At 64.9% G+C, this 18,801-nt stretch carries 22 protein-coding genes; all 22 read right to left on the bottom strand.

Features of this window, described 5'->3' with window-relative positions; translation table 11 throughout:
* Nucleotides 1–66 precede the first annotated feature (66 nt).
* Nucleotides 67–387: a hypothetical protein gene (locus AC3A84_RS04330; RefSeq protein ID WP_003050315.1), complete on the bottom strand. Its 321-nt coding sequence runs from the start codon at nt 385–387 to the stop codon at nt 67–69.
* 49 nt (nt 388–436) lie between these two features.
* The gene (locus tag AC3A84_RS04335) at nt 437–1,585 is read right to left on the bottom strand and encodes a DUF6094 domain-containing protein (protein WP_256959041.1); all 1,149 of its coding nucleotides are present in this window, start codon (nt 1,583–1,585) and stop codon (nt 437–439) included.
* A gap of 25 nt (nt 1,586–1,610) precedes the next feature.
* On the bottom strand, nt 1,611–2,258 hold the full coding sequence (locus AC3A84_RS04340; protein ID WP_054667822.1) for a hypothetical protein: 648 nt from the start codon (nt 2,256–2,258) through the stop codon (nt 1,611–1,613).
* 77 nt (nt 2,259–2,335) lie between these two features.
* On the bottom strand, nt 2,336–2,596 hold the full coding sequence (locus tag AC3A84_RS04345) for a hypothetical protein (protein ID WP_018715755.1): 261 nt from the start codon (nt 2,594–2,596) through the stop codon (nt 2,336–2,338).
* 16 nt (nt 2,597–2,612) lie between these two features.
* Nucleotides 2,613–3,020 carry a hypothetical protein gene (locus AC3A84_RS04350; RefSeq protein WP_018715756.1) on the bottom strand — a complete coding sequence of 136 codons (408 nt, stop codon included), beginning with the start codon at nt 3,018–3,020 and terminating at the stop codon, nt 2,613–2,615.
* A 103-nt stretch (nt 3,021–3,123) separates the two neighbouring features.
* Nucleotides 3,124–3,465 carry a hypothetical protein gene (locus AC3A84_RS04355; RefSeq protein ID WP_023095512.1) on the bottom strand — a complete coding sequence of 114 codons (342 nt, stop codon included), beginning with the start codon at nt 3,463–3,465 and terminating at the stop codon, nt 3,124–3,126.
* A gap of 94 nt (nt 3,466–3,559) precedes the next feature.
* Nucleotides 3,560–4,249: a DUF3275 family protein gene (locus AC3A84_RS04360; RefSeq protein WP_023095513.1), complete on the bottom strand. Its 690-nt coding sequence runs from the start codon at nt 4,247–4,249 to the stop codon at nt 3,560–3,562.
* Between the two features lie 95 nt (nt 4,250–4,344).
* Complete coding sequence (locus AC3A84_RS04365) at nt 4,345–5,172, bottom strand: DUF932 domain-containing protein (RefSeq protein ID WP_023095514.1); 828 nt, start codon at nt 5,170–5,172, stop codon at nt 4,345–4,347.
* 148 nt (nt 5,173–5,320) lie between these two features.
* On the bottom strand, nt 5,321–6,235 hold the full coding sequence (locus AC3A84_RS04370; RefSeq protein WP_033999126.1) for a DUF3577 domain-containing protein: 915 nt from the start codon (nt 6,233–6,235) through the stop codon (nt 5,321–5,323).
* A gap of 392 nt (nt 6,236–6,627) precedes the next feature.
* Nucleotides 6,628–7,995: a group II intron reverse transcriptase/maturase gene (gene ltrA / locus AC3A84_RS04375; RefSeq protein ID WP_108233196.1), complete on the bottom strand. Its 1,368-nt coding sequence runs from the start codon at nt 7,993–7,995 to the stop codon at nt 6,628–6,630.
* Between the two features lie 435 nt (nt 7,996–8,430).
* On the bottom strand, nt 8,431–8,709 hold the full coding sequence (locus AC3A84_RS04380) for a hypothetical protein (protein ID WP_023095516.1): 279 nt from the start codon (nt 8,707–8,709) through the stop codon (nt 8,431–8,433).
* Nucleotides 8,710–8,801: 92 nt separating this feature from the next.
* Nucleotides 8,802–9,539, bottom strand: coding sequence for a DUF5983 family protein (locus AC3A84_RS04385; RefSeq protein ID WP_023095517.1), 738 nt, complete (start codon nt 9,537–9,539; stop codon nt 8,802–8,804).
* Nucleotides 9,540–9,749: 210 nt separating this feature from the next.
* Nucleotides 9,750–10,142 carry a hypothetical protein gene (locus AC3A84_RS04390; RefSeq protein ID WP_023095518.1) on the bottom strand — a complete coding sequence of 131 codons (393 nt, stop codon included), beginning with the start codon at nt 10,140–10,142 and terminating at the stop codon, nt 9,750–9,752.
* 21 nt (nt 10,143–10,163) lie between these two features.
* Entirely contained in the window at nt 10,164–10,376 is a 213-nt protein-coding gene (locus AC3A84_RS04395; protein ID WP_023095519.1) for a hypothetical protein, read from the bottom strand.
* Between the two features lie 329 nt (nt 10,377–10,705).
* Nucleotides 10,706–11,263 carry a hypothetical protein gene (locus tag AC3A84_RS04400; protein ID WP_023095520.1) on the bottom strand — a complete coding sequence of 186 codons (558 nt, stop codon included), beginning with the start codon at nt 11,261–11,263 and terminating at the stop codon, nt 10,706–10,708.
* Nucleotides 11,247–11,855: a DNA cytosine methyltransferase gene (locus tag AC3A84_RS04405; protein ID WP_023095521.1), complete on the bottom strand. Its 609-nt coding sequence runs from the start codon at nt 11,853–11,855 to the stop codon at nt 11,247–11,249. The genes AC3A84_RS04400 and AC3A84_RS04405 overlap by 17 nt, the downstream gene beginning before the upstream one ends.
* A gap of 531 nt (nt 11,856–12,386) precedes the next feature.
* Nucleotides 12,387–14,408: a DNA topoisomerase III gene (locus AC3A84_RS04410; protein ID WP_023095522.1), complete on the bottom strand. Its 2,022-nt coding sequence runs from the start codon at nt 14,406–14,408 to the stop codon at nt 12,387–12,389.
* Nucleotides 14,409–14,681: 273 nt separating this feature from the next.
* On the bottom strand, nt 14,682–15,134 hold the full coding sequence (locus tag AC3A84_RS04415; RefSeq protein ID WP_023095523.1) for a single-stranded DNA-binding protein: 453 nt from the start codon (nt 15,132–15,134) through the stop codon (nt 14,682–14,684).
* A gap of 73 nt (nt 15,135–15,207) precedes the next feature.
* Nucleotides 15,208–15,735 (bottom strand): DUF3158 family protein, encoded by a 528-nt coding sequence (locus AC3A84_RS04420; protein ID WP_023095524.1) that lies wholly within the window; start codon nt 15,733–15,735, stop codon nt 15,208–15,210.
* Entirely contained in the window at nt 15,732–16,514 is a 783-nt protein-coding gene (locus tag AC3A84_RS04425; RefSeq protein WP_023095525.1) for a PFL_4669 family integrating conjugative element protein, read from the bottom strand. Before AC3A84_RS04425 ends, AC3A84_RS04420 begins: the two co-directional genes overlap by 4 nt.
* A 445-nt stretch (nt 16,515–16,959) precedes the next feature.
* Nucleotides 16,960–18,222, bottom strand: coding sequence for an STY4528 family pathogenicity island replication protein (locus AC3A84_RS04430; RefSeq protein WP_023095526.1), 1,263 nt, complete (start codon nt 18,220–18,222; stop codon nt 16,960–16,962).
* 3 nt (nt 18,223–18,225) lie between these two features.
* Nucleotides 18,226–18,786 (bottom strand): DUF2857 domain-containing protein, encoded by a 561-nt coding sequence (locus AC3A84_RS04435; RefSeq protein WP_023095527.1) that lies wholly within the window; start codon nt 18,784–18,786, stop codon nt 18,226–18,228.
* Nucleotides 18,787–18,801: the final 15 nt, after the last annotated feature.

Consider the following 18,801-nt stretch of genomic DNA (forward strand, 5'->3'; position numbering starts at 1 on the left):
GAGCCACGACACCCCTGGCGGAGTGAAGTGGCTCCGTCAGGTGGATGGGATGACGAGGCGGTGCCTTCAGATCAGGTCGCGCTCTTCGGGAAGCTGGACCACCGTGGTCTGGTGGTCTTCGCTGGTCTTCACGATCAACACCAGTTCCGGCGTGATCCGGTACTGGGAGATCATCAGGTTGTCCTGATCGAGTGCGACATCGTTGGCCTGGCGGGTGGCCTCGTCGATCTCGCCCCAGTCGCCGCGCACGTGGCGCTGCACATAGGACAAGGGGTCGATGAGACCTCGGCGGGCCAGCCAATGCACCTTCTCGCTCAACTGCAACGAGGCCGGTGCGAACAAGGGTTGCTTGTGCGGCGCGGGCCGCTTGAACGGATTGGGGAACATGGTGTTTCTCCTTCGATGAAGTGCAGCGGGACGTCGGGCGTCCGGTGGATCAGCGGATGGTCAGCACCTCGCCCCGTGTCGGGGAGCCAGGCGTCATGTCCCATGCGCGGATGACGGGCACGAACTTGTCGGTGAGGATGCGGGTCTCGGCGATGGAGCCGTCTTCCCGTTCGGTGAATTCCCGCTGGAGCGTCTTGTCCTTGTGGGTGTCACCTTTGACGACGAGCACGCGCCCGGTCTTGGAGCGCACAACCCCCGAGATCGCGCCCGCGGCCAGAGCCAGGGCGAGATGCCAGTGGGACAAGGCCCGCGCCGGTGGACGCAGCGACTGCTGCGCGGCCCCCAGGTGCGTGTCCAGCGACGGCCAGAGGCCTTGCAGCCTGCCGACTTCATCGGCGAACTGCTCGGGCTCCATCGTCACGCGGAAGAAATACTCCGGCTCGGCCGGACTGGCGGGGACGATGTACGGCAGGAACGGCCAATCGCTCGGCAGTTCCTCGGGTTCGACTTCGCCAAGCCCAATCTGCAGCAGCAGATTGCGCACGGCCTTGCCCGAATCCGACGCCAGCTCGCGCTGGCGCACCCGGCGTCCGAAGATCACCACCTGCTTGAACTGCGTCTCCACCGCTCGGTAGATGCGCAGGTCCGTGTAGTGGCGTGTCAGCCAGCCGACCAGTTCCGCGTCGAGCACGTAGCCGGGGACGATGAAGACCAGAACGCCGCCGTATTGCAGCAACGACAGACTGCGCTGATAGAACAGCTTTTCGAGGCGGGCACGTCCCTGACCTTGGTAGCCGATGTTGCCGTTGACGTCCTTGGACAGGTCGCCATACGGCGGGTTGAGCCAGAGCAGCCCGAACGACTGCTTGGAGACCATCGTGTCCATCAGGTCCGCGTGCAGGCAGTGATCGACCAGGCCGCGGGCATGGCGTGCCCGCTCCGCGTCGAACTCGACGGCGAACGCCTTGGCCTGCTCGCGCCCGAGGGCATGGGCGGCTTCGGCGATCGCCACGCCTTCGCCGGCGCAGGGATCGAGGATGCACATCGGCCCGTCGCTGGGCATCAGTGCGTTGAGGGCTCTTTCGAGCGTGGGTTCGTCGGTCGGGTAGTAACCGTTCTTGGCGAAATTGCGGGCGAGCCGCGGGAACATGAGGGCCATGGAAGTCTCCTGGTTGGCGGGAAGGAATGGCGGAAGCACGCCAAGGCGTGCCTCCGAGGGTGGGTCAAGCCGCTACCGCTTCCGGCGTCCAGATCTTGGCCGGATAGGGATAGGCGGTGAGCACGTCACTGCGGATCAGGGAACCCAGCGCCAGGGTCAGCGCCGGCACGTCGATGGCGAGCCGATGGCCTTCCAGTGGCCCGAGGGCGAACGGAAGGCGGGCCAGCATCTCGCGGGTTTGCAGCAGTTCCAGCACGGTCTCGCGCCAGTGGTCGAGCAGCGGCAACGGGCAGGTGTCCCGCACCAGCATCCACAGGCGGTCAAGCCGGTGGGCGCTATCGCGTGGCAGCAATGCCAGCGCGCTGGCGTTGGCCTTGTCGGGCTTGACGCAGCGCCGGTCGAACAGCCACACGTTGGAGAGCGATCCGAACAGCGTTCGCCGGTAGGCGCGCGTGATGCGCTTTTCCAGTCGATCGACGTTGCCGATGAACACCGGGACGCTGCCGCCCTGGTTGGTGATGACGTGGAACTGGTCCAGTCCTTGCTCGTCGCGCCCGAGGGTCAGGCGAGCGAGGAACTGCTGGACGGCGGTGTCGCGTGCCCAGATGGACAGGAAGATCAGGTTGCCCTGGTCATCGCCGACGCAGGCGTCGGCCATCACGTCCGGGCATTCGTCGATGCGGTACAGCGTGGAAGAAGTGTTTGCGGGCATGGTGGTGTCCTCGGATGAACGGGAACAGCACCGCCCCCCTGGGGCAAGTACTGCCCCAGGGGGTGGGAGAAAGTCGCTCAGTCCGGCTCGAACTGCCGGGTGTGCGGATTGAAGTGAAGCGCCTCGTCCACCGCGGTGATCGGCGTGAAGCCGTCCAGGTAGATGTTGTTGAGGTACTGGTCGCGGTAGGTCAGTGCCTGCCGTGCCTGCTCCTCGGTGAGGCCGTTGTCGATGAAGTACCCCAGCATTTCCTCGTCGGAGGAAACTTCGTCGTTGGACAAACTGCCTTCAACGAGTTTCAACAGCGAGGCGGGGAGCGCAGCCAGGATCGGGTCCATGTCGGTTCCTCCTGGCTCAGGCCAACAGCGCCGCGGCGGGTGCCGTGGATGCCGTGGGGGTGCGCCGCCGCGCGTGGTAGGCGCGAACGCCTGCACGCCAGTCGGCGGACTGCTCCGGCGCCATGTCGAGGTAGCTCAACGGGCACGAGTAGTAGTACGGGTGCATGGACTCGTCCAGCGGCTTGTAGCCCCACTGGTTGCCGCTGCGTTCCAGCAGATCGCAACGGATGTAGCGCAGGGACTGGCCCGGTGCGAGATCACGATGCACGCCTTCGGCCCTGGCCGTCACTTCCGCGACGGACCAGAGGACGTTGCCGCGCAGCGCGTGGGCGATGACCTTGACGCTGGCGCGCTCGGTCACTTGCGGTGCGATCAGTTCCGCGATCAATTCAGACCGCGATTGGGGGGAGAAATACCAGCCCATGAGAGGCCTCCTGAAGAATGGAGCCGGAAGCCTCCCCGTGGGGGAGAACCCCCAGCGGGTGATGGAATGCCGCGTGTGCGACGAAGGAACCTATGCTTTGCCCTCAGTCCCAGTCGTCATCGTCGCGATCACAACCGGCCGGGCAGTAGCCGAACTCGATCCCATGCGAGCAGTGACCATGCTCCGCATTCCAGTCCTGGGTTTCCTGCCGTTCGGCAGGCGTTGCGTAGTCCCATTCCCGGGCTGCGATCTCCAGCGCTTGAGTGCGCTGGTCCTGCGGCAATCGACTGGCTTGCGTGTCGATCTCAGAACTGAAAAGCGTGACCCAGTGATCCCAGGACAGGCCGCAACCACGCTGGGCGTGCTCGGCGGCCGTCTTGCAGACCGCGCGCCACGCGGGTTCGTCCAGCGTGGAATGAGGTGCATCGCAAGCGATGGTGGACATGATGAAAACCTCCAGAAGAAAGCCGGAGCCTCCCCCGCATGGGGAAGTAACCCCGGCGGGTGGATGAAGAACACCGCGGATGCGGCGTCTGCGATCACGCAGGTTGCAGTTCGGCCTGGCGGCTCCACTCCTGCGTCTTGAAGTCCAGCGCGTAACCCAGTTCACCCAGGCGGGCGATCTGCGCGCGCAAGGTGCGGCGGTCGATGGTCGAATCCAGTTTCACGGACTCGCCCAGCGGCCAGAGCAGGCCGAACAGTCCGGCGTCGCCGTCTTCGGTGCCGCCGGGGGCAGCAGCCGCAGCGGGCGTCGGTGCATCCACGCCGAAGGGCGTGGTATCGACGAGAGGGTCCGCAGACACCTGCTCGGGGGCGGGCTTGGCGGGCCTGGACACCTTGGCGGGCTTGGCCGGCGTTGCCGCAGGCTGCGTCCCTTGCTCTTCATCGAGGGGATCGACATCCTGGGTGGCGAAACTGCGTGCTTCGTCACGGCTCAGTTTGTCGATGCCGTTGAGCGTCATTCCGTCGAGGCTGGCGCGGATTTCGAACCGCATGCCGCCACCGACCGGATAGGACCTCGGAAAGATGTAGCGGATGATGAACTCCCCGTCGTACTTGCCTTCGGGATATTGCTCCAGCTCGGGGTCCTTGACCTCGAACACACCGAGGTGCGTGGCGAGGCGACCCACCGTGAACGGGCCGTTTTTGCCGCGGATGGTGCGCAGCGTGAGCTGGCCCGGAACGACGATGGGCGATACCGATCTCTCGGGCGCCGATGTGGTTGCCATGATGGTTCTCCTGATGATGAATGACGGGCCGCCGACGGCACCCGGTGGATGAGAGGGAATGGGCCTCGCCCGAGATGGGCGAGGTCCGCTTGGCATCACGCCTTGAGTTGGCGCATACCTTCGGCCAGGAGCCACAGCGCCCGGTTCAGGCGCAGGTTCTGGTCGATGCCTTGCACCGGACGGGTGCGTTGATGGCGGCCGTTGGCCGAGCGTCCACTCAGCCCCCCTTTGACGAGGTTCTCCTGGACGCGGTTGAAGACGGCCCACAGGTCGCCCTTGCGGTCGTCCCACCGTCGCGGGGTCAGAAGCTGGCTTTCCGTGACAGGCGTGGACTTGGCCGGGTCGTCATACTTGAGTGCGAGGGCGGAATGCGCAAATATTTCCGCTTCGCCTTCATCGAGGGTGATGGTGCGCATCGCGTCGCGCGAGTTCTGCACGCGCTCGAAGCCTTCGAGGACTTCGTAAGCACCTTCGATCACCTGGCTTGCCACGTCGCCCTTGTGGGGCACGCGGATGTCGGCGGTGGTGTCACCGCAGACCAGGCCGTTGTGGCAGACGAACCGGAACATGCCTGCCAGCATCTGGTAGCTGCTCGTGCCGTCGTGGCTGTTGAGCAGGATGATCTCGTTCGCCTCGTCGCCGTTGATCTGGCTGGCATGGCGAAGTCGGATGAGGTGCTTGGTGTATTCGCGCCGGTCTTCGTTGCGCACGCGGGTCTGGCACACCATGAAGGGCTCGAACCCCTCCTGGCGCAGCTTGGTCAGCACGGTCGCGGTCGGTATGTAGGCATACCGTTCGGACCGGCTCCCATGCGGAGCGTCGGCAAAGATCGATGGAGCAACGGAACGGATGCGGTCATCCGAGAGTGGGCGATCGGAACGCAGGATCGGGGACTGCGGGGCAAAACGGGATGCCAGAGACATGGTTGTTCTCCTTGGAGAAATGCGACAACCGCGCGGCCCTGAAACCACGCGGAACTCGGGGGATGAAGAACGCAGACGCGCTGGGCGCCAAGGGGCGCAGCGGTTGCGGGGATGAGAACGGCAAGGCCCCGTGAGGGGCCATGCCGGTTCAGAACGAAGCAGCCAATGCCGGCTCCTCCTCGACTTCGCCTGCGGGCTCGCGCTCGGCGGGCTCGACAGGCTGGTCGGCAGCGGTGTCGGCGGCAACCTCGGCTTCGGGCGCGGGTGTGTCCTCGGCTTGCGGCGCCTCGGCTTGCGCCTGGCTCGTCGGATAGACCTGGGTGCCGTCGATCTTGATGAGACCGATGTGGACCAGCGTCGATTCCAGGCTCGCTCCCGGTTCCCCGGCGCGCTCGCCCTTGGTGTGGATGTACGGATCGATCTTCATGTCGTTCAGACGGAAGGCGATTAGCACCTTGCGGTCCCCTTCGATGGCCTGCACGCACCGGCGAACCAGGTGCTCGGCTTCAGGGGTGGCGACGATGGTGTCGAAGTACCGATATTCCGGTTCACCGACAGGCCCGGCCAGTGCCGCGACGCAGCACGACAGGAACGGATCGCCATCCTTGGGGGAGACGTCCTTCGGACGGCTGAGGTAGCCGATGCCGCGGGTGATCAGCTCGTGCTGCTTGATCGAAGCCAGTTCGGCCCGGTCAAGCGGCTCGGCCTTCAGCAGTCGTGCTTTCAGAGACGCGGCGGCCTGGCCCTTGTGCTCACCCTTGTCGCGGATGTACGCATCGCCCCAGAGGTCGCCGAGGCGGAAGCGCACCAGGGGCCGCTGCTTGGGATCGTCAACGCCGATGTAGCGCTCGACCAGTTTCTTGGCCTCGGCACCCGAGACCTTGACGTCGAAGTAGCGGTAGCTGGGGTCCTTGGCGGAACCGACCAGTGCGGCGATGGTGCATGCCAGGAAGGGCTGCGCACGGCGGCCGCCCCGGACGGGAACCTCGCGGGCACGCTGGATGTACCCGATGCCCGAGGTGTGGAGGTCGAAATACGATTTCTCGTTGGACGTGGTGCTCATGGTGGATCTCCATTGGGATGAAGCGGAGACACACCGGCCCCACGCATGCGGGGAAAGGTGCGTAACCCCGCGGTGGGTTGATAAGGCGAAAGCATCCGCCACCAGGACTGGTGGCCGCTCGCGGATGGATGCGGTGCGAGCTGGCTCGGTCACGCAGTGGGAACTGCGCGGCAACCTCGAAGACCGATGGTTGCCTGGCATGTCGCTGACAACGTCAGCAGGCATGGGGGGCAGCATGTCCGGGCCTCGCGCGCGCGACAGCAAACAATGCGCATTCGGTCGCTCCCGTCTTTCCAGCACGCCGTGGAATCGGGATAGGGGACGGCTACCGCCGTTCCCCTCCCACACCACCCGGCATGCGGGTCCGCACCGGGCGGTTCGAGATGTTGAGGTCAGGAGAGTCTTGGCATGCCCAGACGATCGAAATAGCTGATCGTCAATACTTGGTGTCCGGCAGTCAGGCTGTTATGCCACCAGCGGCGACTCAGCGCCGCAACCGATTGCGCCACGCTCTGCGTACCCCCTAAACGAAGCAGTTCCCGGTAGATCGTCTTGCCGCGTCGCCACTGTTTGAGTTGAAGGGCTCGTAGCCTTCGACGCATCCACTCATCCAGCCTTCGCCAGACTCGCGGGGTTTGCGCCAAGCTGAAGTAGCCTTTCCATCCCGGCAGATAGCTGCAAAGCTTTTCGATCACCTCGGCAAGGCTGCGCCCGCCATTACGGCGAGTACGCTGCCTGATCTGCTGCTTGAACACCCCCAGTGCCTTCTTCGAAACGGCACGACGCACCTCACCATCGTGGGTTTGCCATAAGCAGTATCCGAGGAAGTTACGTTCAAACACGCTCGCCACTGCACTTTTCGATTCATTGATCTTCAGGCGCAGCTTGTCGTAGCAGCGTTTGAGGAGGGCCATCACCCGCTCGCCAGCCTTCTGGCTGCGCACATAGACGTTACAGTCGTCGGCGTAACGGGCAAAACGATGTCCTTTGCGTTCAAGCTCTTTATCCACCTCGTCGAGCAGCACGTTAGCCAGTAGTGGCGACAGTGGCCCACCTTGCGGCGTGCCTTCCAATCGCTCGATCACTACACCACCATCCATGATTCCAGCATTTAGATAGGCCCGCACCAGCCGGATCACGCCAGCATCATTCACGCGCCTACTCAAACGCTCTATCAGGATGTCGTGGTTGACCCGGTCGAAGAACTGGGACAGATCAACGTCCACCACGACGCAGTAGCCTTCTTGGGCATACCGTTGGGCAGACAAAACCGCATCCCAGGCTCGGCGACCTGGCCGGAATCCATGGCTATGCTCGCTGAAAGTGGGATCAATCAGCGGTTGCAGCACTTGCAGCAGCGCTTGCTGGATCAGACGGTCGGTCACACTGGGGATGCCCAGCTCTCGTTCACTTCCGTCTGGTTTCGGTATGCATACGCGCCGTACTGGTAATGGCTGGTAGGTTCCCGCCAGCAGTTGCCGTCGGATACTCGACCATACCTGCCTGAGGTGGGCTTCGGTCTGCACTATGTCCAGGCGATCCACCCCAGCACCTCCCTTGTTCGCCTTCACGCGCTTCCAGGCGCGCTGCATATTCTCCTGTGCGACAACCTGTTCCAACAGGCATCGCCCTGCATCCCCCAACCCTTGGCGCGGGAGGCGTGCTTCATCGCTGGACGGTAGCATCGAGGCTTCACCTCGATCCTGGACGCCCCGCCCCGTTCTCACAGGCATCTGATGCAATGCACGGCTCATCGACAAGACGTTTGATGCTCCTTCTCGTTCGGCCCTTCGTCTGGTGTTTCGAGCCTACAGTGGCTCAGCTATTCGACTACTACGGCCTCTGCTGACTTCTCGCTCCGATCAAGCACCGTCGCCCTTTCAGGCGTAAAGCGAGATCTCCCCAGGTAAGAACGCACTCCTTCTCTGCACAACCGCCGGATTTACGCCGCTTCGCCTTGGCCACGAGAGCTTCGCGATTCCTTGCCCGCTCGCCCTGCTCGGCAGCGCCTCATATCCGATTCTTGTCCATCGGCTCGCAGATTACGCTCCACGCTTCCTCCCCACGCTCGGTCACCCTTACGCAGTTGCGCTTCGCTTCGTTCACTGTGGCCAGCTCACGGGAGGACTTGCACCTCCAAGAGTGCGCCCATGCTGGGCGCACAAGAAAAAGCCCCTCGAAAGGGGCTGGTCGGGTCAGGCTTCGTACACGAAGTAGTGCTCGCGCGGACGCGGGAAGAAGACGTGCTTCCACGTGTCGCCGCTGGTGTTGCCGCCGTCGAACACGACCATTTCGTAGTCGTCAATGTCGGTGTCCATCAGGTCGGCGCTGGCGATATGGCGCATGTGCAGCGTGCCGTGCGTGCGCTGGAATACCAGAATCTGGCCGATGGCGTCGTCCTGGCCCATGGCGTTGACGCAGGCTCCAAGCTGGTGCTCGAAGTCGGGTGCGCGTGAGATGAGGTCGGGGAACATGAGGTTGCTCCTATGAAAATGGACCAGCCCGGCTCCTTGGGAGACGGGCTGGCATGGGGGACAAAGAGGAAGATTGGCGCGTCGTGCGGCTGCTAGGACTCAGCCAGCGGCAGGCCCAGCAGCGCAGGTGCGTCGGCGTCGAGGATCAGGATGCGCACATCGGCCTGGCCAGCCAGGTCAAGGATGTTCGCCAGGTCGTCCGGCATGCCCTTGTTCCGATGCTCCTGTCGAAGCTGCTCCGCGGTGATGCCTTCGGCGTGCTCCAGGTTCTGGTCCGTCCAGGGCGTGGAAATCAGCTTGACGCCGATCGCCGGGCTGTACGGCACCCGGAAGGCGATGAACAGCATGGCCTCCGGCGTGGCGAGGTCCGCCAGGTTGGCGAGGTAGTGCCAGGTATCGACCGTGATGTGCTCACGGCTGATCTCCCAGCATCGGCTGTAATAGCCGGTCTCGAAACTCAGGCGCTGCATCACTTCCCGCGCGGCCTCGGCCGAATAGGCGTCACCGACGTGGACTGGGCGGCCGTCGAAGTCCTCGCCATGGATGGCATAGACCACGGCACCGATCACACCTTCGCCGCTGACGCCTTCACCGGCATCGCATTCGGCCAGTACCTCGGCGCTCACGGCTTCGCGGCCATTGCTGACCACGGCGAAATCGCTGGCGACGATGCAGGACGATGAAACCAGTTCCTCGTCGGAGAGGTGTTGCTGGCTCGCGTGGATGTTGCGCCAGACATGCGGGCTTCCGTCCTCGTAGCTGATGCACAGCGTGCGGATGATTTTCAGATTCCAGTAGCCGCGAAGAAAGGGATTAGGTTTCTGAGACATGGGAACTCTCCAGATTGAATAATGGAGCCAATTCCCGCCACCGGGAACTGGACCCGGTGGGTTGAAAGTGGAAGATGCGTCAGACAACGCTGACCACGGCGGCGTCAGCAATGCGCTGGACGACGGGAAATAAATTGAGGGACATGGCCTCGTGGGCGCATGTCCCTCATGGGGAGTGAACGAAGACGCGGTGGTGTGCCGGAGACCGGCTCACCAACCGTTGTAGTTCACCAGCAGGTCGGCGATGACCCTGCGGCGTTGCAGGTCGAGACCGTCGAAATCCGACAGCCCGTGGAAGTGGCAGCGCTTGAGCATGGCACCGCCCTCGCGCGCGTTGTAGAAGCTGACCATGGCGGACAGGAACATGCGTTCTCCGCTGCTCAGGACGCCGAGGGCGTCGTTGAGCCGCAGCATGTTGGGCCGCAGATCCCACTTGCTCTTGGCCTGGTTCAGACCTTCACGGGTGCCGTCGCCGAACCACTCGGGGCCAGCGATCTCGACACCGCGCTTCCAGGCCTCGAAAAAGGCTTGGGGCGCGGCAGCGAAATGCTGCTCTTCCCGCATGATCTGATCGACGACTTCCCGAGGCAGTAGCTGGTTCATGACGTGATTCCTCCAGTTGGATCAAGGAACGGCGAGCTGGGACCAGCCGCCTCTTTCGAGGGCACGTTGAGCCGCGGCGTAGCTGCGGAAGTACTCGCGGGATTCCCGCGAAACGGGGCCTTCGGTATCGCGCGTGCCGATGTAGTGACCGGCGGCGCTTTGCAGGACTTCGAGCGGCAGGAACTTGCCGCAGTAGGTCGAGGCCAATTGGCCGAAAGAGGCTTGTTGGGACATGGACGGGCTCCTTGGAAAAGCGGGGCCTCGTCCCTCACGGGATGGCAGCTCCCGCACGCGGTTGATAAAAAGCATCGACGTCACGGGGACGCGCGTCCGCAGACCTGATGCGATGCGGACTGGTGGGCAACGCGGGAGAGACCCGCGGCAGCCTGGAACCCTGGCTGCTGGCATGTGCTGACGAATCAGCGAACATGCGGGCAGCTTCGTGCGCGGCCCGCGCCGCGTCAGTTAGAAAACGGCATCCGGGCCAGCCCCGATTGATGCGCGCAGAAAAAAGAAGCCCCGCATCGAGTGCGGGGCTGTCAGGAAGGTGCGTCGGTCCTGGGTCAGTCGGGCGTGTCGCCCAGGATATGCTTCTTCCACAGGTCAATTGCCTGCTCGGGCGGAAGCTCGGCAAGGATGATGATGGGCTGGGTCTGCCGAGCGCGCAGCGAAGCGAAGTACGCCTTGCGGTCCGCGATGGCCTTGAGCTTGATGCCCTTGATGAACAGAAGTTTGCCGTCCTTGATGAACAGCACCCTGTTGCCGATGTCGCGCTTGAACGCGGCTCGCAACTTGCGTTCCCCGTGCATGGCTTCGGCCAGTTCATCGACCAGGAAGTCGAGCGTCATGTCGATGTAGTGAGGGTCTTCGCCCTCCTGGCCGAGGTCGAGCGGAGCAGGCGGCAGACCCTTGGCGAAGGCTTCGGCCTGAGCCAGAAGCGCCTTCTTGCCATCGAGCGCACGCAGGAATGTCGAACCGCCGTTCCCGCCGTTGTGGGCCTCGGCAATGGGAGTGCCGTCGAACACGACAATGGCGGTGAAGCACAGCGTTTCGTCGCTGGCGAAGTCGGACACTCTGAGGTCTTTCAGCGTGATGCGGTCTTGCTTAGTGATGTTTTCCATGGGAAGTCCTGAAATCAACCGGGTGGCGACATGCCCCTGGCGGGACGTGGCGGCCATCCCGTGGGTTGGAGAAAAGAGGCATCGATGCCCCGGTGGGCAGCGTTCGCCGGTGAGATGCCGGGGCGAACTGGCGGGTGGCGCGGGTCGAACCCGCGGCAGCCTTGACACCCTGGCTGCGGGCTGTTGCCGATACATCGGCAATGCAGGAGGGAGAATGGCGCGGCCCGCAGGCTGCGTCGCCGATCAATCCGAAGCGGTCGAGCCCGTCTTGTTCAGGTACTGCACCAGGCGCTGGCCCAGCCATGTCATGCACGGACTGGCACGGCATGCCGCCGACCAGGACGTCGGGCGCCGGCACGGTGCCGGCGCGCACCTGGCGGGCGATCGCGGTCATGCCGCCCAGGTTGGGCACGCGGGGGTAACGGTGGGCGAGCACGGCGCTCGTGAACGGCTCGATTTCGGCGAACCACGCGGCTTCGAGGCCGAGGGGTTGCCAGGCGAGGCTCACGGCCTCGATGCCGCTGCACACGCTGCCGTACAGCAGTGGCGCGGCCTGGGGCGCACCGCGTGAGGTGCGAGGTTGCGGGTTCATAGTCGGGTCTCCTGTTCGTGTGGCCCTGGACCGTGTGGCCGGGCCGGGACGTTGATTGGCAGGAGAAAGGCGCCGAAGGCCCTGCGGCCTTCGGCTCGGGAGGACAGAACCACCCGTGGGCTGATTGGCAGGCCCGGTCGTCGCTAGAACCGTCTGCTGTCAGCAATCACACCCGGCGCATATCGTGGTTGGCGCCGGCATCTTCTGGCGCACATCCGCGCACAAAAGGAGCCCAGTTTTTCGCCGTTGGGCACGGCGTCGAATACCGCTGACCACGAAGGGTCTCCGGGTGGCTCGCGCTACTTGGCAAGCCATCGGGGGACCCTTCGCAGAGGCGGAAGAAATGCAGATCAGCAGAACGCGCGGGTGGCGGTTCGCGGAGAAGCTACCTTCAGGCCCCGCAGCCGGGAACGGCTGGGCGGGACGCGCACACGGACAAGAGAAGGCGTTGCGCGCTGGGCGTCCCGCAGGGCGTGCGGGACACGGGCCACGCCGCCGATGGCGGGCACGGCTCTCGGGGAACGGGGTTGGTCAGGAGCCTTTGCGGCCGCTGCTGTTCCTGCTTGGGGGGCGCGAGGCACCACGCTTGGACGCACCGGATTCGACCGGCAGCGTGCCTTTGCAGTCGGGGTAGCGACTGCACGACCAGAACGGGCCGGTCTTGCCGGTGCGCTGGCGCGTGGGTGCGCCGCACTGCGGGCAAGCGGGCCCGGAGGGAATCTTGATGGACAGCGAAGTACTGCCGTACTGCGCGATCAGCTGCGAAATCCAGGCGGCTTGCTTGCCGATGAACACGTCCAGAGTGAGCTGTCCAGCTTCGATCATGTCGAGCGCCTGCTCCCACACGGCGGTAGTTCCGGGGTCAGCAATCGCCGCAGGCACGGCGTCGATCAGTGTGAACGCCGTATCCGAAGCACGGATGGAACGGCCCTTCTTCACGAGATAGCCCCGCGTCAGCAGGCCGGTGATGATGTTTGCGCGCGTGGCTTCGGTGCCGATGCCCGTCGTGTCCTTCAACTTCTGTTTCAGGCGCGGGTCGGTCACGAAGCGCGCCACGCCTTTCATCGACTTGACCAGTTCGCCCTGCGTGTAGGGCTTGGGCGGCATCGTCTTGAGCGCCTTGATCTCGGCTTCGGCCACCTGGCACGCCATGCCCTCGCGCAGCGCAGGGAGCACCTGGCTGCGCGCCGTGGCTTCTCCATCCTCGTCCGCTTGCGGCTCGGCCAGCACCAGACGCCAGCCTCTGACGACCACCTGCTTTCCGGTGGCCGCCAGCTTCTGCTGGCCGCAGGAAAGCTCGGCAACGGTGCGGTCGAACTCGTGGTGAGGGAGGAACTGCGCGAGGTAATGCGCGCGGATCAGCCGGTACACCGCCAGTTCCTTCTCGCTCATCGCAGAGAGGTTCGCGGGTTCGAGCGTCGGGATGATGCCGTGGTGCGCCGTGACCTTGCCGTCGTTCCAGGCGCGTGAGCGCTGGGAGCGGTCGAGCTGGCCCATGATGGGATGCAGCGAGGGGTCGGTCTTGAGCAGGCTGTCCAGGACAGTCGGCACTTCCGCGAACATGCTTTCGGGCAGGTAGCCCGAATCGGAGCGTGGATACGTCGTGGCCTTGTGCGTCTCGTACAGGGCCTGGGCGATCTCCAGGGTCTCCTGCACGTCCAGCCCAAGCTGCTTGGAACAAACCTCCTGAAGCGTTCCCAGGTCGAACAGCAGCGGCGGACCTTCGCGCACGCGCTCGGTCTCGACCAATACGACCTGGGCGCTGCCTGCAGCGCGGATCTGCTGCGCGGCCTGCTGGGCGATAGGCTGCTGCAGGCAGCGGCCGGCGTCGTCGGTGCAGCCATCGGGCGGAACCCACTGCGCGCTGAAAGTCTGTCCACCTGCGGAAAGGGACGCGTCGATGGCCCAGAACGGCACCGACTGGAAGGCCGCGATCTCGCGGTCGCGGTCCACGACGAGCTTCAAGGTCGGCGTCTGGACGCGACCGACGGACAGCACGCCGTCGTAGCCGGCCTGGCGCCCGAGCACCGTGAACAACCGGCTGAGGTTCATGCCCACGAGCCAGTCGGCGCGTGAGCGCGCCAGTGCCGAGTAGTACATCGGCAGCGTGTCGGATGAGGGCCGCAGCTTGCCGAGCGCGGTGCGGATCGACGCATCGTTGAGCGCCGACAGCCATAACCGCTCGATGGGGCCGCAGTAGCCGCACAGGTCGATGATCTCGCGGGCGATCAGCTCGCCCTCGCGGTCGGCATCGGTGGCGATGACCAGATGGGTCGCCTTGGCCAGAAGCGCCTTGACGACCTTGAACTGCGTGGCGGTCTTCGGTTTGACATCGACCCGCCACTGCTGGGGAACGATGGGCAACTGCTCCAGCGACCAGCGTTTGAGCGCCGCGTCATAGACCTCGGGAGCTGCCGCTTCTACGAGATGGCCGATGCACCAGGTGACGGTGACGCCGGAGCCGCTGAGACAGCCTTCACCGCGCTGTGTCGCGCCGAGAATTCGGCCAATGTCTTTGCCCTGGGAGGGCTTCTCGCACAAGAACAGCCGCATGTCCGTCCATCCGAATTCCGTGGTTCATTGAGTTGCTGGAATCGAGGATGCCGAGCACCACCAGGGGCAGCAGCAAACAAGCCGCACACGGCGGCGACCACTTTCACGGGATGGAATGGCGGGGACGGGAGTGGCGTGCGGCCGGGAGGGTGCGGTTCGGGAGCCGCGGTTTTCGGGAGCGCGTGGAAGCCGGTGGACGTTGATGGAGCTATCCCCTGGGGATAGCTCGCGAGGGCGTGGGGCGACGGACGACTGCCGCCGCCCCATGCCGGGTCACTTCCTGCGCTTCGGCTCCTTCGGCGCGGCCGGTTCCTGGGCGGCCTGGGGATTCGGCTGCGTGTCCTGCGTGGTCTCCTGCTGCCTGGGGCTGAGGGTCACGGACTCGATGCGGAACGGCAGGATGCCGACACTGCGCGCGTTGATCTGCCAGGTCTCGCGCGGCTGATCCTCGTTGTCCGTCCAGGGTTCGCGCTCCATGCGGCCGACGACCAGCACGCGCATGCCCTTCTGGTAGAGGTCCTTCCAGTGCGCGGCGTCGCGGTGCCAGATTTCCACCGGCGCCCAGAAGCCGCCGCGATCCTCGAAGCTGCCATCCTTCTTGGGAATGGGGTTGTCGAAATAGACGTTCAGGCGCAGAAGGCGGCTGGGCTCGTCGTTGCCGTTGGGGAACTCCCGGTACTCGGGGGGCGAACCGATGTTGCCCTCGCCAGAAAAGTGCGTGCTCATGTTGCAATCTCCGTGGTGGTTGAAAAACCCGCACCTGGTTGGCGGCGGGCGCGTGCTGGGGTGCGTGGCGCGATCACCGATCACGCATGGCGGATGGCATGGACTTGAGCCGGCGCAGGTAGGCGTCTTCCGCCTCGGCGGCCTTGCTGGCGCACTCCTGCGCCTGCCGGCCCAAGGTGTGCAACAAGCTGATCTGCATGTTCAGCGTGATGCGCTGAAGCTCGATGGCGTGCAGGTCGACCAGCAGGTTGACCGGCGTGCTGGTACTCGCCATCAGCTCCTGCCACAAGGCGACGCCCATGGCCGAGCGGTCGTGCTTGCGCCAGCGCAAAAACACCGTGCCTGCGCCAGTGGTCTGCTGGGCCAACTCGATGGGCAGCAGGTGGAAGGGATGCCCGACCGCCTGTGGCAGCACCTGTCGCTGCGCCAAGCCAATCAACTCGTCGCGCATGGCGAAGCACTGGCTGGCCCAGACCTCCAAGTCCCCTTTACCTTTAAAGGGCTTCAAAAGGCCCTTTAGAGAGCCTGCGTGTTCCAGCCGCATGAAGGCGGTCTGTTGCAGCGGGCGGAAGTAGCGGGTGTCGCGGTTCGGGTCGCTCATGCCTGCGCGTCCTCGTCCGCGGTAGTCTCGGGTGCCTCGGTGGTGGTGGCCTCGTCGCTGGGCAATGCGGCTGCGGCAGGACCGTCACCGCGCTGCTGCAGGCCACGGCGCACGATCGGCGGCGCGAACTTCGAGCGGCGCGTGCCTTCCAGCACGTCCTGCGGCAACTCGCCGAATTTCTCCAGCGCCGCCCGTGCTGCGGCATTCTTGGCGGCGAAGTCGTCGCGGGTGCAGCCCGAGTAGCGGTACTGCTGCGCCAGGCTGAAAAGACTGCGCAGTGCATGGGCGCCTTCGTTGAGCCAGCGTTCGAGCGTCGAGCGATCGATCAGCGCGGTGTGGTGCGCGAGGATCAGCTTGCGGGCGATGTCGTCGTAGTCGGCCAGCAGATACACCGCGGCAAAGCCCAACTGCGCATTGACGAACAGCGGCAGCTTGACGGGCTGCACGTTGAGGTTCTCGCCCAGGGTGAGTGCCGGCGGCACGCTCGCCAGGGCCTGGTCCACCTGCTCGCGCAGCGATTGCAGCGTGGCCTTCGTCTGGTCGAGCTTGTCCTCGATGCGCAGCATCCAGAAGTCGCTGTACGGGTCGTCCTGCTCCGAGCCGCGCCGCATCTTGTTCATCTGGGCGATGTAGCCGTTCAGGCCGACGATGCCCGGTCGCCCCTCGGCGGCGGCGCGGCCGTGCCAAATGCGCGAGGCGTGGTGCGTGTGCAGCGTCAGCGACATCGCGCTGCGCAGGGAGCCGAGATTCAGTTGCAGGGGTTCGTTGGTGGTTGCCATGGTGTCCGCTCGTTGTTGGAAAAGAGCGGACAGCTTCGGCAGGTGGCGGAAGGCAGTCAGTCAACAAACCGAAACCCGCCAGTCCCCGGTTCACGCGGCGGGCGCATGCGGCGCGAGCTATCCCCAGGGGATAGCGCCATGGAGCGCCAAGGAACGCTGCACACCTGGATCAGCGTGGACAGGGCCGATCCCACGGCGGGCGATCGAGGCCTGGCGTGCAGCGGTTCGACGTCGTAGCTGTCAGTGGAACTATCCCCAGGGGATGGTTCCATGGAGCGCCAAGGAACGCTGCGCGCCCGGATCAAGCGCGGACAGGGCCGATCCCGCCGCAGGCGATCGGGGCCTGGCGTGCTGCGGTTCGACGTGTAGCCGTCAGTGGAACTATCCCCTGGGGATAGCTCTACGGGAAGCCACTGGCATCCACTTCACCGCCTTGCAGGCCCGCTCACTTGCTGGCGAGCAGGTTGCGCAGCCGCTCGATGTGCTGCCTGGCGACTTCTGGCGGCACCGGCTTGCCCTGCGGCTGGGATGGTGGCGGTGCTGGTGGTGGCCGCTCATTCGGCGGAGCGTGTGCCGATGGCGCGTCTTTCTTGGCCCAGGCGTTGAACTCGCCATGGATGGCCCGCTGGATGATGCCGAACAGATACCCCGCAGGATTGCGGATGCCGTGGCTGCTGCATCGTGCGGCCCATTCGTCCAGCACGGCCTGCCTCAGCGCGGCATCGACCTGCTGCAATGCCACCCGCGCACCTGTTTGCTGCTCTGCCTTCAGTTCCGCGAAGCGTTTGGGCCATTGCAGGTCGCCCAGCGCGCGCGCCTGCGCCTGTGCCTGCGCGGTAGTACGTACTTCATTGATACGACTACTACGTACTGTACGGGCCTGCTTCGGATTCCGAAGAGAGGCGTCTGGCGCGGGTTTCGACCCTGCTTCGGATTCCGAAGTGGGGTCATCGGAATTCCGAAGAAGGCTCGTCGGCCCTTCTTCGGATTCGTGTGCGGCATCCTCCTGTGGATAACTTTCGTGCGCCCCGACGCCCTGGCTGGCGAGGCGCTCGGCCAGGACTTGCAGCCTCGACGGCAGGGTGCGCCCGGCCAGCATCGGGTCTTCGCCGATTTCCTTGAGGGTGTGCAGGCCCACGATCTGCACGGCTTTGGCCGAATGGCCGAGCGCCTGGCTGACGAGCTGCAGGTAGTCCGGGTCGAGCTGCATCGCTTCAAAGGGGGTCAGCGGCTCGTCGTGCAGGACATAGAGATTGCCGAGAATGCGGCCGGTCTTGGCGTCGCGCCGTCGCCGCACCAGGCTCAGCCATCGGGTCAGCCGCAGCAGCGTCAGGGCTCGCGCCACGGTTTCGTGCGAGGCCTGCCCGGCGCAGGGCATCGAGGCCAGCCAGGGCCGCAACTGCTCATAGGTGGGGAATGCGGTCACGCCGTCGTCGTTGAGCATCAGCCGGAACACCTGCCAGGCGTTGCGCTCCAGCGGCGTCAGGCGGCGGTCGAGGAACAGCCGCCGCGGTACAGTCTCATGCCGGTTGCCGCTGAAGAGGAACGCATCGCCGGACGCAGCCGGTGTCGCAGGTGACGGCGCAGATATAGGCATGCGCGTGGGCGTGGGCGGGCTGGGCCTGGGCGCAAGGTCTTTCAGCGCCGCGTCGAACAGGTCAGCGAGTGCGACGGGGCCATGGCGTGGTGCGGTGTCGTCCACGGCCATGGCTCAACCCAGTCCCTGATCGACCCACGACTTGATCGCGGCCCAGACCACCGACAGCGGCAAATCCATGCCTTCGGCGAGGTCCATGGCCGCGTCGAGAATCGAGGTCTCGTCCTCCAAGTCCACATTCCTGCTGCTGGTGAGCGCTTTCCAGCGCCGCCACAGTTCGACGTCCTGCTTCTCGTCCAGGACAGGGTGACGCCCCTTTCGCTTGGGCAGGCCCAGCACCTCACGGCGCAGGGCGACTTCCTGATGGGTCAGGCCATAGAAGCGGCTGACCATCTCCGTGCTGGCCCCCAGGCGCAACATGCGATCGACGGTCGCGATTTCCTTCTCCACGTCCTGCGCCTGCGAGAGCAGACGCCGGAGCACCTCGCGGTTCACGGACACGGAACACCACGAGACATTGGCGTTGGCCAGCACGCTCACCATGGCGGGATGCTTGAGCGCATCCAGCTCGGCCTCGCTGAAGCCCATCGCCTTGCAGCGGCGCAGTTGGCCGTTGCGCAGGTCGTAGAGCGCCTGGGCGATGACGGCTTGATTGAGCGGGTGCGGGGCGGACATGCGGGTCTCCTTCCT

The organism is Paracidovorax sp., from assembly GCF_057642795.1.